Annotated in this window: 14 protein-coding genes; 12 read left to right on the top strand and 2 right to left on the bottom strand. The window is 36.3% G+C overall.

What is annotated here, in order from left to right; genetic code table 11:
• The first annotated feature begins 113 nt into the window (after positions 1-113).
• From ACN6MY_RS18675 to ACN6MY_RS18645, 7 genes are all read left to right on the top strand, one after another.
• On the top strand, positions 114-1358 hold the full coding sequence (locus tag ACN6MY_RS18675) for a TrkH family potassium uptake protein (RefSeq protein WP_419881518.1): 1245 nt from the start codon (positions 114-116) through the stop codon (positions 1356-1358).
• A gap of 448 nt (positions 1359-1806) precedes the next feature.
• Positions 1807-2229, top strand: coding sequence for a MarR family winged helix-turn-helix transcriptional regulator (locus tag ACN6MY_RS18670; RefSeq protein ID WP_419881517.1), 423 nt, complete (start codon positions 1807-1809; stop codon positions 2227-2229).
• A gap of 94 nt (positions 2230-2323) precedes the next feature.
• Positions 2324-3268, top strand: a complete 945-nt coding sequence (gene opuFA, locus ACN6MY_RS18665; RefSeq protein ID WP_419881516.1) for an osmoprotectant update ABC transporter ATP-binding subunit OpuFA — start codon at positions 2324-2326, stop codon at positions 3266-3268.
• Positions 3269-3272: 4 nt separating this feature from the next.
• Entirely contained in the window at positions 3273-4799 is a 1527-nt protein-coding gene (gene opuFB, locus ACN6MY_RS18660; protein ID WP_419881515.1) for an osmoprotectant update ABC transporter permease/substrate-binding subunit OpuFB, read from the top strand.
• Positions 4800-4911: 112 nt separating this feature from the next.
• Positions 4912-5790 carry a zinc-binding dehydrogenase gene (locus ACN6MY_RS18655; RefSeq protein ID WP_419881514.1) on the top strand — a complete coding sequence of 293 codons (879 nt, stop codon included), beginning with the start codon at positions 4912-4914 and terminating at the stop codon, positions 5788-5790.
• 175 nt (positions 5791-5965) lie between these two features.
• Entirely contained in the window at positions 5966-6799 is an 834-nt protein-coding gene (locus tag ACN6MY_RS18650) for a radical SAM protein (protein WP_419881513.1), read from the top strand.
• A gap of 132 nt (positions 6800-6931) precedes the next feature.
• Positions 6932-7534 carry a cysteine hydrolase gene (locus ACN6MY_RS18645; protein ID WP_419881512.1) on the top strand — a complete coding sequence of 201 codons (603 nt, stop codon included), beginning with the start codon at positions 6932-6934 and terminating at the stop codon, positions 7532-7534.
• 428 nt (positions 7535-7962) lie between these two features.
• On the opposite strand, the gene ACN6MY_RS18640 is transcribed toward ACN6MY_RS18645, so the two are convergent.
• On the bottom strand, positions 7963-8496 hold the full coding sequence (locus ACN6MY_RS18640) for a hypothetical protein (protein ID WP_419881511.1): 534 nt from the start codon (positions 8494-8496) through the stop codon (positions 7963-7965).
• A gap of 304 nt (positions 8497-8800) precedes the next feature.
• The gene (locus ACN6MY_RS18635; protein WP_419881510.1) at positions 8801-9685 is read right to left on the bottom strand and encodes a LysR family transcriptional regulator; all 885 of its coding nucleotides are present in this window, start codon (positions 9683-9685) and stop codon (positions 8801-8803) included.
• A 274-nt stretch (positions 9686-9959) separates the two neighbouring features.
• On the opposite strand from ACN6MY_RS18635, the gene ACN6MY_RS18630 reads away from it, so the two are divergent.
• The 5 genes from ACN6MY_RS18630 to ACN6MY_RS18610 all read left to right on the top strand — a co-directional run bounded on the left by ACN6MY_RS18630 (position 9960) and on the right by ACN6MY_RS18610 (position 16020).
• Positions 9960-10208: a DUF2798 domain-containing protein gene (locus tag ACN6MY_RS18630; RefSeq protein WP_419881509.1), complete on the top strand. Its 249-nt coding sequence runs from the start codon at positions 9960-9962 to the stop codon at positions 10206-10208.
• A 25-nt stretch (positions 10209-10233) separates the two neighbouring features.
• Positions 10234-11325, top strand: coding sequence for an NAD(P)-dependent alcohol dehydrogenase (locus tag ACN6MY_RS18625; RefSeq protein ID WP_419881508.1), 1092 nt, complete (start codon positions 10234-10236; stop codon positions 11323-11325).
• 358 nt (positions 11326-11683) lie between these two features.
• Positions 11684-12523 (top strand): BglG family transcription antiterminator LicT, encoded by an 840-nt coding sequence (gene licT, locus ACN6MY_RS18620; protein WP_419881507.1) that lies wholly within the window; start codon positions 11684-11686, stop codon positions 12521-12523.
• A gap of 135 nt (positions 12524-12658) precedes the next feature.
• On the top strand, positions 12659-14497 hold the full coding sequence (locus tag ACN6MY_RS18615) for a beta-glucoside-specific PTS transporter subunit IIABC (protein ID WP_419881506.1): 1839 nt from the start codon (positions 12659-12661) through the stop codon (positions 14495-14497).
• Between the two features lie 80 nt (positions 14498-14577).
• Positions 14578-16020 (top strand): glycoside hydrolase family 1 protein, encoded by a 1443-nt coding sequence (locus ACN6MY_RS18610; protein ID WP_419881505.1) that lies wholly within the window; start codon positions 14578-14580, stop codon positions 16018-16020.
• Positions 16021-16313 lie beyond the last annotated feature (293 nt).

Raw genomic sequence — 16313 nt, 5'->3', positions numbered from 1 at the left:
GGGAAAAGACATCAGTGAAATTGTTTTAAAAAAAGGGGAAAATAATTAAACTACATCCCGCACAGATTCTTGTAATAGGATTTTCCATCCTTATAATAATAGGTACGCTTCTATTGATGCTGCCTATTTCGACGGAAGAAGGAAATGGACTAGGCATAATCGATGCTTTGTTTGAAGCGACCTCTGCAGTATGTGTAACAGGACTGGCAGTGGTGGATACAGGCACGACGTTTACTGTATTTGGACAAATCGTTCTTTTGTTTTTAATCCAAATTGGCGGATCGGGTTTTATGACTTTAGGTATATTTATGTTCATCATCCTGGGAAAGAAAATAGGAATAAAAGAAAGATTGCTGCTTCAAGATTCCTTGAATTTATTTACTCTTTCAGGTGTAGTGAAACTTGTTTTAAAGATTATTCGCATTACACTAATTGTAGAAATTGCGGGTGCTATCGTTTTAGCGGTACGTTGGTCTCATGAGATGACATGGGGGAAAGCTGCTTATTATGGTGTTTTCCATTCGATTTCAGCTTTCAACAATGCTGGATTTGGACTTGAACCAGACAATTTAAGTAAATGGGTTGGAGATCCAGCAATTAATTTGGTTATCACGTTTTTATTTATTATAGGCGGGATAGGTTATACCGTAATATTGGATATTTGGCAAAAAAAATCTTGGAGAAAGTTAACTCTTCATTCCAAAGTCGTTTTATTGTTCTCATTAATTCTTAATATCGTTGCCACTTTTATCATTTTTGCTTCGGAATATCATAACTCTGCTACTATAGGGAAATTGGGGTTAGAAGATAAAGTGTGGGCATCTTATTTTCAGGGCGTTGTTACTCGTACAGCAGGATTCAATACAATTGATATCGGACATATGACCTTACCCTCTCAGGTCTTCATGATGGTACTAATGTTTATTGGAGCTTCTTCTGGCTCTACCGGCGGAGGGATTAAAGTAACCACTTTTGTCATTATTTTATTGACTCTTTGGACATTTTTATCTAATAAAGGTGATGTGAATATTTTTAAGAGACGAATATCATGGCAGTTGGTAAATAAATCATTATCAATTAGCGTCAGTGCTGTCATTTTTATCTTTATTATTTTCTTCTTACTTACATATACAGAGCATGCAAATATGGAGAAAATTCTTTTTGAAACGATTTCTGCCTTTGGGACAGTAGGATTGTCAGCAGGATTAACGAGTGACTTATCCCCTGCAGGAAGAATTCTTATCACAATCATGATGTTTATTGGAAGAATAGGGCCTTTAACGATGGCTTTTGCCTGGATGTCTAAACGTAATGGTACCAAAATTAGATATGCAGAGGAAAAAATATTAATTGGATGAGGTATGGATAAAAGTCATAGTGCTAAATGAAAGAATGAAAACTACTTCCAAAGGTAACGATTGGTTAGCTCGTAAAAGACTTGCTGCAGTAAGATATTGCAACTTTACATTGCGGCAATGAATACGAGCTGGCCTTTCGTTAAAGATGGGTTCTTAAATTAGGGTAACATCATCTTTTAATAAATCTTCACATGCAATAGATTGGAACAGTACGGATTAGTATAATATCTCTTCATAGGCAATAGCTGAAAAATTGTAAATGTGAGATTGATCATATGGGGTAAGTCGTCCTTTGCACAAAACTAGACGATTTAACTATCGGATTCATTGAAGAAGGAAGCAGTGGGACCGCTTATTTTCTTATTGACTAAGGATGCTATTTAATGTCCATCTTTGCGCCCGTTTAATGTAACTTGAAAAAACATAGATATCTATGTATAATAGTGGCATGATTAAATATAATACAGCTTCTATGGTTGGCAAGATTAGAGATGCAGTAAACAATACAATTGTTTCGGAACTAAACAAACACGGTGTGAATGGAATCTCCCCTTCCCATGGGGATATTTTAGTGTGTCTTTACGAAAAAAATGGATTATCCGTGAAGGAACTGGTTAAAAAAATCCATCGCACGCAGCCGACAGTAACAGTTTTAATTGATAAGTTACAAAAATTAGGTTATGTAGAGAGAATAAAGAGTTGGGAGGATAGCAGAGTAACTTTAATTAATCTAACTGAAAAAGGTATTCAGTTAGAACCAATTTTTCATGAGATTTCAAAAAAATTGAACACAATGATTTATGGAGGATTTACGGATTCTGAAAAAGAACAGGTCGAGCATTTATTAGAAAAAATCCTTAATAGGTTTTAATTTTTTTTAATATAATACATAGATGTCTATGTAATTATATGTCCATTTTATAAACGAAATAGAGTTATCTATTATCCAAAAAAGGAGAGGTAAAATGATTCGGTTTGAACAAGTAATGAAGCAATTCCCAAATGGGACCTTTGCCGTTAAGTCTTTAGATTTTGAAATAAAGAAAGGGGAATTTTTTGTTTTAATCGGACCCAGTGGTTCTGGTAAAACAACCACATTAAAGATGATTAATCGCCTCATAGAGCTATCAAAAGGTTGGGTCAGGATTAATGGGAAGAAAATAAGCGATTATGATATTAATGAACTTCGCTGGAATATTGGTTATGTCCTTCAGCAAATTGCGCTTTTTCCACATATGACAATTGCTGAAAATATTGCCGTTGTACCGGAACTAGTAAATTGGGACAAAGAAAAGATTGGTGCCCGCGTTGAAGAATTGCTTAATATGGTAGGTCTAGATCCAAAAGAATATCGAAATCGAAGACCAAGTGAACTTTCCGGCGGACAGCAGCAGCGAATAGGTGTGATAAGGGCTTTAGCTGCAGACCCTGAAATCATTTTGATGGACGAACCGTTTAGTGCACTTGATCCATTTAGCCGGGAAAAATTGCAGGATGATATGCTGGAAATTCAACGAAAACTTAAAAAGACGATTGTTTTTGTTACTCATGACATGCAAGAGGCGCTGAAGTTGGGAGATCGTATTTGTCTGATGAAAGATGGAGAAATTGTTCAGGTTGGTACTCCTCATGAATTCTTATCCAATCCTGTGAATGATTTTGTGCGTGATTTTGTTGGCAGCCGTAAATTATCGATTAATTTGAAGGAGTTTATTATTCCTGTTCCAGCAGAGGGAGGTTTTTTATCTGGTACGAAGCATATTTCCTTATCAACTCCGTTAGATGAGGTAATAGAGTATTTAGCATCTTTCGAACAAATTTTTGTTGAGGACAATGGAAAAACAATTGGGATGATCCGCCGACAACAGGCACTTAAAATCCTTTCCCAATATGTAAAAGAAAGAGGGTGAATGAATGAGTAATTTGTTAAGTGTATTAATAGATCGAAATTCTCAGATTTTGAACGCTCTTTTACAACATATAGAAATATCGTTAATCGCTCTTTTTTTCTCATTGATTATTGCCATTCCATTAGGTATTTTTTTAACAAAAAAACAAAAGATAGCGGAATATATAATCGGGATTACTGGAGTGCTGCAGACCATTCCTTCTTTAGCTTTGTTAGGACTTTTGATTCCGATTTTTGGAATCGGCACCGTTCCTGCTGTGGTAGCTCTAATTGCTTATGCGCTTCTTCCGCTGTTACGCAATACCTACACAGGAATTAAAGAGATAGATCCCTCTTTATTGGAAGCTGCAAGCGCCATGGGGATGAATACACGAAAAAGATTGCTTAAAGTCGAGCTTCCTCTAGCTATGCCTGTCATCATGGCAGGTATCAGAACAGCTACCATTTTTATAATAGGAACTGCAACGATTGCTTCACTTATCGGAGCTGGTGGATTAGGGGATATTATTCTACTTGGAATATCCCGTAATGACTATTCACTTATTACTCTCGGTGCTGTGCAATCCGCACTTTTAGCGATTATTTTTGATCTGCTGCTCCGAAGACTCGAAAAAATTTCCTTCAAAAAGATAATGGTCGCCTCTGGTGCTTTTGTGCTGATCATCATTCTAATCGTTGGTTCTCTAATTGGTCCGACACTTTTTCACAAAGAGCAAAAGGAGATTATTGTCTCTGGTAAATTCGGTCCAGAGCCGGAAATACTAGATAATATGTATAAGTTACTGATAGAAGATAATACAGATTTGAAGGTGCAGCTAAGAACAGGATTAGGCGATACGACCTTTGTTTTTAATGCATTAAAATCGAAGGATGTGGATATGTATCCTGAATTTGCGGGGACAGCGATTGCCAACTTACTAAAAGAGAACCCTCAAAGTACAAACAGTAAAGAAGTCTACACACAAGCAAAAGAAGGCATGGCAAAAAAATATAATATGGCATTGTTATCTCCAATGAAATTTAACGATACCTATGCGATAGCAATCCCAGAAGATTTTGCAAAAAAGTATAATCTAAAAAAGATTTCTGACCTCGTAAAAGTAGAACAGTATGTAACAGCCGGCTTTGATCCGGAGTTTGCCGACATCAAAGATGGATATCCAGGCTTGGCTCAGAAATATGGTTTGCATTTTAAAATTGTTACAATGGATCCGTCTGTAAGGTATCATGCCATTCAAACAGGCAAAGTAAATTTGATGAATGCCTATTCAACGGATGGTGAACTGCAGAAATATCACCTGGTTGTTCTTGAAGATGATAAACATTTCTTCCCGCCCTATCAAGGGTCACCTTTATTGCGGAAAGAAACGGTAAATAAATACCCTGAGATTGTACCAGCATTGAACAAACTTTCCGGAAAGATTACCGAACGTCAAATGCAAAAAATGAACTATGAAGTTGGTGTGAAAGGAAAGAAAGCCGAAGATGTGGCAAGAGACTTCTTAACAAAGGAAGGTCTCATAACAAAGTAATGAAAAAGGAGGACTTAAAATGAAAGCAGTTATATTGGAAAAGCCCTGTACAGCATATGAATTAACTGTAAAGGATGTACCTATTCCTAAGGTGAAGCCGGGGTGGGTGCTTGTGAAAATTAAGGCTTTTGGTATCAACCGGTCGGAGATTTTTACAAGACAAGGGGATTCTCCTTCCGTAAAACTCCCTCGAATTATTGGAATCGAGTGTGCCGGGGAAATTGAAGATCCGTCAGATAGCTCTTTTGAAAAAGGTCAACGGGTTGTATCCCTGATGGGTGGTCTGGGACGTGAGTTTGATGGTAGCTATGCGGAATATGCCCTTATTCCTTCCTCTCAGGTATATCCGATTAATAACGATATGGACTGGGTTAAATTAGCTGCCATTCCCGAAATGTATTATACGGCATTTGCTTCCCTTTTTGACACACTCCGGCTTGCTAAAGGGGAATCTCTGCTAATACGCGGAGGTACAAGCTCTGTTGGCTTAGCTGCACTGCAACTTGCTAAAAGTGCAGGTGCGACGGTAATTTCAACTACCCGAAAGGTCAATAAGCTGGAAGTTTTAAAAGAGAAGGGTGCTGATTTTGTACTGCTTGATGATGAAAGGTTAACCGACCACCTTTTCTCTCTCTTTCCAAATGGTGTGAATAAAGTTTTAGAACTGGTTGGCACGGCGACGGTTAAACATTCACTGAAATTACTGTCAGAACATGGAATTGTGTGTATGACGGGCATCTTGGGCGGTGAATGGATATTGGACAACTTTGAGCCCATGATAGATATTCCATCTGGAGCATATTTTACCCAGTTTGACAGCGGTATAAATTTTAAACAGCAATTGTTCATTGAACTATTAAACCATATCGAAAAACATGAAATTAATGTTCCAATTGCAAATGTTTTTCCTCTGGATGAAATCGGTAAAGCACATCGCTTGATGGAAAGCAATGAGGCCAATGGAAAGATTGTTGTAGTTAATCCTTTATAATGTGTTTGAGTTATGCCGCCGCGATTCCAACTGGTGTGTAAGGAGTTCCAAAAACGGATGCGTCCTACATGTTATACAGACAGTTAATGATTGTAAAATACACATTCAAATCCATACAAAAAATCATATTCAATGTGTTTAGTGAAGTAGATTACAAAGAGAGGCGAGTTCAGAAATGGGGATGGAAATAAAGGGAATACTTGCAAAGAAAATTCTTACTGAAGCAAAAGGATATTTGGATGTGGGCTTTACACATTCATTGAATCCTTATAGTGGTTGTGCCTTTGCTTGCAAGTATTGCTATGTAAGAGAAATGCCAATTCAAAGATTCAAAGAAATCCCCTGGGGAGAATGGTTGGACATTAAAACAAACGCGGTAGAAACCTGCCGCAATGAAATCATTAAACTACGAAAGAAAAAAAGTCCCTTGAACATTTTTATGTCCTCCGCAACAGATCCTTACCAACCGATTGAATATAAAGCAGAAATTACAAGAGGGATATTAGAAGAAATGATTGATAATCCTCCTGATTTTCTTCAAATTCAAACACGAGGACCAATGATTTCGAGAGATATTGACTTATTATTAAAATTAAAAGAAAAATGCGATGTGATTGTATCCATGACAATCGAAACAGACAGAGAAGATATTAAGCAAATATTTTCTCCATATGCACCTGGAATTAAATTACGGATAAAAGCCTTAACAGAAGTTCATGAAGCTGGAATAATGACCCAAGCTTCTATCTCGCCCGTTTTGCCCTTTACCCCAGATTTTCCGAAAGTATTAAAGGGGATTTGTGACCATATTTGGATTGATACCTTAGCTATTGGGGATGGTGCAATGGGGAAACGTTCAGAGAGATTGGGAATGCCAGCATTATTCGCAAAACATGGACAATCACGGTGGTATGAAAAAAATCTCCATGATAGGGTGGAAAAATATTTTAATAAATATTTTCCTGGACACATGTTACGTGTTTCTAAAAATGATGCTTTTCCAATATAGAAAGCTATATAAAATAGTCATTGTTCATCTATTGTCGGAAATTTTTAAACACACTTTAAATTGAAACGAAAAAGGCTTCGAAAGTGGCTGGCCTTTTAAACTGATTTTATAAACCGAAGGGATGACCAGAAATTGAAATTTGATACTAATAAAACAGCTTTATTAATTATTGATCTACAGAATGATAATTTGATAAAAGGTGGTAAGTTTGAGAATTCAGGTGCAGTAGAGCATGCTAAGAAACAAAATGTCGTTGAGAATATAAGAGCGATTGCTGAAAAGGCCAGAGAGGCAGGAATCCCTGTATTCCATAATCATTTTGTAGTTGAAAAGGATGCAAAGGGCATTGGTAATAGAGCCCCAATATTTAGAGCCATAGCTGAAACAGGAAGTATAGTTAGAGGAACCTGGGGCGCTGCACCAGTTGATGGTGTAGAGCCTAAAACGGAGGATTTTGTAATTGAAAAATCTCGTATGAGTGCATTTAATGGCACTCAATTAGATACTTTATTAAGAGGATTAGGCATTGAAACCATAATCGTGACAGGTGTATGGACTAATATGGCTGTTGAGCATACATGTAGAGATGGTGCAGATTTTGGATATCATGTAGTAATTTCGACTGATGGAACTTCAACAATTAATGACGAATGGCAAGAAGCCGCTTTAAACTATGCAATGAATAACATAGCAATAAAAATGACTTCAGATGAGATAATTAAGAATTTGAATTAAAAATAAAAGGCTGTTTTCGTAAACTTTGTTGCTATGGACCAGGGTGGTTGATTTCCAGGATGCCCGCTTTCCGCAGGGAGGGCGGCGAGCCTCCTTCAGCTGCGCGCTTGCGGGGTCTCACCTTTACCGCTAATCCCGCAGGAGTCTCGTACCTTACGCTCCAATCAACCCAATTTAACAGTGGATTGCCTCACAGAACTTATTAAAAACAACAATCTTAAAAAGAGCCAAATAAAAAGAAGCATGATTTCAATAAAACTGCTCATTTTTATTAATAGGCATGTTTATTAAATGGCTCTGTTAAAGATTAGTGTTGTATTAGTCTCGCTAATAAGTGAGACAGTAAGTACCCATTTTAAAAATAGAAAATCAAAAAGAGACAGAATCCCCTGTCTCAAACAATTTTTAAATGCAACAATGGTATGTTTTTACTTAACAATTGAATCATCTAACCGAATTTCAGCAACTTTACCACTATTGATACACCAAAACTCTAAAGTTATCTCTTGTTTGTGGTCAATATATCCGATAATGTCAGTTCCTTGCTCATTACTTTTGTAATATTTGTTTCCATACAAAGAAAGAACTTTTTCTTTTGTATCACCTAATTTAATTCCTTTTTTGGTGTGGAGAGGATTATCAAATGGTTTTTTATCCGTACCAGTTATTATTAACCGCATTATAGAATCTTTATCACTACCAGAATTAATAGAAGCAGTTTTTAATCCGCCTTTCCAATGGTAATAATCATATAAGTCATTATCTTCTTTACTTAATGGTTTGTCATACTGGGTTATAAAACTACTATTATTTATGCTTTCGTGGATTTTTACTCCTCCAATAGACTCATTGGAAAGGTTTGTAGATTTCGTCAATTTCTCTGAATATGATGAAAAAGAATTAAAAACCAAAACTCCTATTAATAAAATGCTGATTCTTAAAGCAATTCGTTTTTTGCTCATATTCCTCCTGCTTTCTTATATTAGGTACTGGTTTAAATAGTACATTTCAAAAGGAATGTTCTTATATATGATGGAACATTCATCGTTTTAATCAAAATCAACAGAATTATTTAACAAAGCCTATTAAATAAATAAGCATCATGTTGAGAAGGGGTTCTTAATGTATCAATGATGGACTTAAATGAAAGTTGTTAAGCCAATATGTGGAAGACATAGTACAGGTAAGGAACTGCTTTCTTACCTGTAAGTAATGTACTTTTAATAGCCATTTAAGCCTTTATATTTAGAGATAAGATAAGGTGTCTCAACTAGTCTCATTATTAGTTAATTGACCTAGTCTATCAATGATAAAGTCAATGAAATATCTGCTTGCTATTGGTAATACCTTCTTATCCCTATAAGCAAGGCTAATTGTTCGAATAATAGATGGGGAAATCGGTTTTATTACAATATTATAAGGACACCTGTTTAATACAAGTTTTGGTAGAATGGATAATCCAAGACCTTGTTCAACCATGGATATAATCGCATATGGATCATATACACGATATTGTAAATTGGGCTTAAGACCATTTTGGTCAAATATCATTAATGGATCGTGAACTGCTCCTTCATCCAAAAGTATATAAGGTCCATTTGCTAATTCATTCAAAGGGACATCGTCGGAAGAGGCTAAAGGGTGATTTGCTGGCAAAACGGCCATCATTTCATCTTCTTTTAGGGGAAATGTAGAGAGACCTGATACAGCATTAGAATTTACAAAGCCAAAATCGACGGTTCCTTCATGAATCCAATTGGAAATATCTGTATAATGACCCTGCTGTAATTCGAAATGAACAGTGGGGTAATGTTCCTTGAATTCTTTTATCAGTCCAGGCAGCCAATGGCATGTAACACTGGAGAACGTTCCAATTCGAATGAGTCCGCTTTGTAAACCTTCCATCTCTTTGCGTTTTTCTGTCAGTTCCCTATGCGAATTACATACCCTTTTGATATAAGGTAAAAATTCTTCGCCATCCGGTGTCAAAGTAATACCCTTTCGTGAACGTAAAATAAGAGTCGCAGAAAGTTCTTCTTCTAATGAATGCACCATTTGACTAATAGCAGATTGGGTATAGCCAAGTTCTTCAGCAGCTTTAGTAAAACTGCCTGTTTCTATGGCTTTAATAAAAGCATAATATGTTTTCACAATCTAATCTCCTTTGTATTAGAAAATCTTATAAATCTATTATAAATATTCGTTTTACTAATGTAAATCCGCCTGATAATATAAAACTATTCTTAATAGTGCTAGATAATAGTGTTACAACAAACAATCGGACTGATATAAGCCGCTTAGGTGGACCATCCGTATTGTAATACGAGCTACTTAAGAAAATCCTAAAAGAAATGCAGCAACACTAAGGAGTGGGGAAAAAATAAATATTAATGTTAGATATAGAAATGCTATTTTTGCATTTTTAATGGCTTTTAGTATGTCATGTTTTATTTCATTTATATTAGTTTCAATAAATAGAGGTTATGATCAAACTTTTTTACCTGTTTGGCTGAAAACATGGTCACAAGCTTTTATTTGTGCTTTCTTTGGTGCTTACTTTTTTCCGATGGTGATACATCAAATAATGAGAAAAATAAATTTTATAGAAAAACCACTTTTTAATAAAGAAAAATTGTTAGTCAAAGAACAAAACAATAGTTCTGAATCATTTTAAGTGGTCAACTTGGAGGTTATTTGGAATGAAAGTTAAAGCTGCTGTTGCACATAATGTTGGAGATGAATTAGTAATTGAAGAAGTCCAATTAATGGAACCGGGAGAAGACGAAGTTTTAATTAAAATTGTAGCTTCAGGTGTCTGCCATACAGATGCTGAATCATTAAAGGGTAACGGGGCTCCTTTCCCAGCTGTATTAGGTCACGAAGGATCTGGAATTGTAGAAAAAGTTGGATCAAGCGTTACGACTGTTCAGCCTGGAGATCATGTGGTTCTTTCTTATTCATACTGTGGAGAATGTAGTCAGTGTTTAACCGGACATCAGAATTTATGTGAAAGAACAGTAGAGCTGAACTTTGGCGGAAAATCAAAAGATGGGACTCATCGCATTCATCAACACGACCATTCTGTTTCAACATTCTTTGGGCAATCTTCCTTTGCAACATATTCTATTGCAAATAAAAATAATGTAGTAAAAGTGGATAAAGACGTAGATATAGCTTTATTAGGGCCATTAGGATGCGGTATTCAAACTGGAAGCGGTACTGTAATGAATAGCTTAAAACCGGAATCTGGCTCATCAATTGCAATTTTTGGTGGAGGTGCAGTTGGTTTAAGTGCTGTGATGGCTGCAAAGATTATTGGCCTTAAACATATTATTGTCGTCAATATTCACCAAAGTCGTTTAGAACTTGCTAAAGAACTTGGTGCAACTCACGTATTAAATGGTAAAGAAGTGGATGTCGTTAAGGAAATTAAAGAAATCACTGACGGTGGTGTTCATTATGCTATTGAGACAACTGGTGCAACTCCAGTAATCAAGCAGTCTATTCACGCTTTACGGGTTTCCGGTACAGTAGCCATCGTTGGTATGGGTGGAGATGTTACATTAAACTTCACAAATGACATCTTAATGGAAGGTAAACGTGTAGTTGGTACGGTTCAAGGAGATTCCGTTCCACAGTTACATATTCCGCGCCTAGTACAATTTTATAAAGAAGGAAAATTCCCATTTGATAAATTGGTAAAATTTTATGATTTTGAAGACATTAATAAGGCATTCGAGGAATCAAAATCTGGTGTTGCAATCAAACCAATCCTCAAGATTGCTAAGTAAAACTTTGGAATTTGTTTAATTGGTGTTTGAAAAACTGATCTAGCATTTGATGAACCCTCATCAAGTGCTATTTTTTGGCCGATTGAAGCTCCCTGAACCAATATAATTAGTTATCAAAATACTATGTTGCCATATATCGAAAATGCTTATCCAAGTCTTCTAGTGACTGTAGAAGTGTTAAACATTTTATTAAATAAAAAATAATAAAAATGACTTGAAAAATTAATTGAAAATCAAAAAATATTATGATAATATAAAGTAAGCGTATTCAGAACGGATTGTGACTGTTAAATCAGGCAAAACCGATTACCTTAGAAAAAGGTAGGGTTTTGTCTTTTTCTATGTCGGAGGTAATAAAGTGAAAATCGGAAAAATATTAAACAATAATGCAGTGATATCGGTGAAAGACAATCAGGAAACTATCATTGTCGGTCGTGGAATTGCTTTTAATAAACGTGTTGGTGAGGATATTAACGAACAACAGATTGATAAAATTTTCACTTTAGAAAACGAAGATATAATGAAAAAGTTTAAAACCTTAATTTCTAATATGCCGATTGAATATATGGAGTTATCGGAAAACATAATTTCATATGCAAAAATCAAGTTGGGAAAGAAGTTAAATGATAGCATTTATATTCATTTAACGGATCATATTCACTTTGCAATCGAACGATTTAAAAAAAATATGCCTATTAAAAACGGGCTGCTTTGGGAAACCAAACAATTGTACAAAGATGAATATGAGATTGGATTGGAAGCATTAAATATGATATGTGAACAATTTGGTGTCATTTTGCCAGAGGATGAAGCAGGTTTTTTAGCCCTTCATTTTGTTAATGCTGAGCTGGGTGAAGAGATGCCTGTAGTACAAAGCATGACTAAAGTGATGCAAGAAATACTAACGATAGTGAGATATCATTTTAAGATTGAGTTTAATGAAGATTCATTAGCGTACTATCGTTTTATTACACATCTAAAGTTTTTCGCACAACGGCTAGTCAAAGGCAATCATTATAACAGTTCTACTGATGAGGACTTATATCATGTAATTAAGAATAAGTATCCGGATGGTTTTAGTTGTTCGCTGAAGATAAAAAAATTTATTGAGAACAGCTACACCTATGAATTAACTGATGAAGAAATCATTTATTTAACCATTCATATTGAAAGAGTCGTTAAAAATAATTCAAGATAATAGGGTTGTAACCTAACGGGCAAAACCTAAATCAAACTATCAGAATTGATTGTTTGGTTTAGGTTTTTTTATATCCATTTTCCCAGAAATAGCAATAACTATCGAGATGGTAATACTTAAAAAGGAGTGAAAAACATGAGTTATAACAACTTGGCAAAAAATATAGTCGCATTAGTCGGCGGAGAAAAAAACATATCTAGCGTTGTACATTGTGCGACTCGCTTACGTTTTAAATTAAATGATAGAAACAAAGCAAGTAAGACTGCCCTTCAAAACTTAGAGGGAGTTCTAAGCGTTGTCGAGAGCGGTGGACAATTTCAAGTAGTTGTAGGAAGTCATGTTCCAGAGGTTTATAAAGAGATTAGTAAAATTGTTAATGTGGGTGCAGCTGCAAACCCCTCAAACGAACCAAAGGGAAGTATTGGAGCACGAATCTTTGAAGTCATCTCGCGCAGTTTTTCTCCATTGCTGGGAGCAATGGCAGGGGCGGGGATGTTAAAAGCGCTGTTAACTATTTTAACTATGGCTGGACTATTATCACCAGAAAGCGGAACGTACCTTATTTTATCTGCTGCTGGGAACGCTGTCTTTTACTTCTTGCCAATCTTTTTAGGGATTACACTTGCGACTAAACTAGGAGCAAACCCTTATGTAGGCGGCACCATCGGAGCAGCTTTGCTTGAACCCAATTTTACAGGACTACTGACAAAGACTAGTGATATGTCTAGTTTTCTAGGGATTCCAGTTGTTCTTATGAATTATTCTTCATCTGTTTTTCCGGTATTTATCGCAGTTAGTATCTATGCTATTTTTGAAAAAATCCTCAAGAAAGCGATTCATAAAGATTTACAGATGTTTTTAGTTCCCATGTTATCATTAGCGATTATCGTTCCGCTTACTGTCATTGCGTTTGGACCATTTGGGGTGTATGTTGGAAATGGGATTGGTGCTGGAATTGACTTTTTAAGCGCAAAGAGCGGAATTTTGACGGGTGCTGTTGTAGGTGCTGGATGGACATTTTTGACACTTCTTGGGATTCATTGGGGACTCGTTCCAATTCTTTTAGATCAGCTTGCTCACGGAGGCAGCCCAATATTTGCTATGCTTGCAGCTGCCCCGCTCGCCCAAGCAGGTTTGGCATTAGGTGTATTTCTGAGAACAAAGGACAAATCCTTAAAAACACTTAGCGGTTCAACATTAGTGCCTGGTTTGCTATCCGGTGTTACTGAACCAATTCTTTACGGTTTAATGCTGCGTTATAAAAGAACCATTCCGTATGTTGTGATTTCTGCTGCTATTGGCGGTGCAATAAACGGATTGTCTGGAGTAAAAGCAATGGTGTATGCCTTCCCAAGCGCATTGTCCATCCCTGCCTTTGCACCAATGGGAATACACATCATCGCGATTGGAATTGCTTTTGCCTCTGCAGCAATATTGACATTATTACTAGGTTTTGAAGATAAAAAGGAAAAGACGTTGTTGACTGATAACAAGGTAGAAGCCGGTCAGCCTCTTGTAAAAAAAGAAGCAATTGTTAGTCCGCTGACAGGAATAGTTAAACCATTGGCAAAAGTAGACGATCAAGTGTTTGCATCTGAAGCGATGGGAAGAGGAATTGCGATTGAGCCTACGGTTGGTCAGGCAGTCTCGCCTGTCAATGGTATTGTTACGACTGTTTTTCCGACAGGGCACGCAATAGGCATCACGTCTGACGAAGGGGCAGAGATATTAATACATATTGGAATCAATACTGTCCAATTAGAAGGAAAATATTATTCGCCAGTGATTAAACAAGGGGATCGGGTAAAACAAGGTGATTTATTAGTTAACTTTGATATCGAAAAAATTAAAGAAGCCGGTTATCCAGTCACTACCCCTGTTATTATTACAAATACAAACCGGTATGTGGATGTTATTGAAACCAGTGATGAAATGATTCATGCTAAAGAAGGTTTATTGACACTAGTCATTTAACTGTCTCTTTTGTAAATATGATGGAGGGTCATTATTGATTCCTACTATTATTCTAAATGATAATTAAGGAGGAAAAAGTTATGAATTTTCAAGATAAAAAATTTCCAGAAGGCTTCCTATGGGGAGGGGCAACCGCGGCCAATCAATTAGAAGGAGCGTATCTTGAAGGTGGCAAAGGATTAAATACACCTGATGTTTTACCAGGCGGCAAAGTAAGGCTAAAAGTACTAAAAGATCCTGGATTTGATTTTGAATTGAATTTAGATAAGTATACGTATCCAAATCATGAAGCCATTGATTTTTATCACCGTTACAAAGAAGATATAGCACTATTTGCAGAGATGGGATTTAAAGCTTTCCGTTTGTCGATTTCATGGTCACGAATCTTTCCGAATGGGAATGAATCAACTCCTAATGAGGAAGGTCTTGCATTTTATGATCGGGTGTTTGATGAACTTCATAAATATAATATTGAACCAGTTGTCACGATTTCTCACTACGAATTGCCGGTTCACCTTGTAAAAGAATATGGGGGATGGAGAAACCGTGAATTGGTAGTATTTTTTGAAAGATATGTAACAGCCATCTTTAATCGGTATAAAGATAAAGTGAAGTACTGGATGACTTTTAATGAAATCAACAGTAGTCTTCATATGCCGATTTTAGGACTAGGATTTGCGATTCAAAAAGAGGAAGATCATTATCAGCCCACTTTCCAAGCGTATCATCATCAATTCGTCGCAAGCGCCAAGGCGGTCCAGCTTTGCCATGAGATGATCCCTGACGCTCAAATCGGATGTATGATTGTATATCTTCCGACTTATTCTGTTGACTCCAATCCTGAAAATGTTCTTTATGCATTGAAGGAAGAACAGTTGTTTAACTACTTCTGCGGCGATGTACAAGTACGCGGCGAGTATCCAGCGTTCATTAATAGATACTGGAAAGAGCATAAAATAGAGCTTGAAATACAAGAAGGCGATCTTGAACTGATTAAAGAAAATACCGTTGATTATATCTCTATCAGCTACTATATGTCCCGGACAGAGAAGAAGGACAAAACACCTGAAGAAGTTGGACACGGGAATATCCTGGGCGGAATTAAAAACTCATTTTTAAAGGCCAGTGAATGGGGATGGGAAATCGATCCGATTGGGCTCCAAATTTCATTAAATCAATTGTATGATCGGTACCAAAAGCCAATATTCGTTGTGGAAAACGGCTTTGGAGCCTATGACAAAGTAGAAGAGGACGGTTCGATTAACGACGAATACAGAATTGACTATCTTCGCGAACACATCAAAGCTATGGGTGAAGCGATTCAGGATGGAGTAGAATTGATGGGTTATACTTCATGGGGATGCATTGATTTAGTCAGTGCATCAACAGGTGAGATGAGTAAGCGGTACGGCTATATTTATGTAGACAAGCACGATGATGGTTCTGGAACCCTGGAACGCAAGAAAAAAAAGTCATTCTTCTGGTATCAAAATGTTATTGCTACAAACGGTGAGCACCTGTAATTATATTTTTAATCACATTATTAAAAGGGCTACTGAGGTAGCTCTTTTATATTTGTAACGGCATTACAGACCCTTTATATTTGTACTAGAATTAATAGCAGTTCTAACCCGCTTTTTTAAAGATGGTAATAATCCTATAAGTCATTATCATCTATGTTTAACTGGTAGCTATTCATTTTTACTATTCCTTATAATTGACGATTAATTAATTGGTAAATATGTATAATATCAGTTTATTATAAGCGATGTTTGTCTTTATTATAGCTTTAAGTTGAATTTGAGCAAAGTGAAAA

Origin of the sequence: Peribacillus sp. B-H-3 (assembly GCF_048572925.1) — a bacterium.
Classification (GTDB): Bacteria; Bacillota; Bacilli; order Bacillales; family DSM-1321; genus Peribacillus.
The sequence above is the reverse complement of the archived record's forward strand: the minus strand, read 5'-3'. Positions and strand labels throughout refer to the sequence as shown.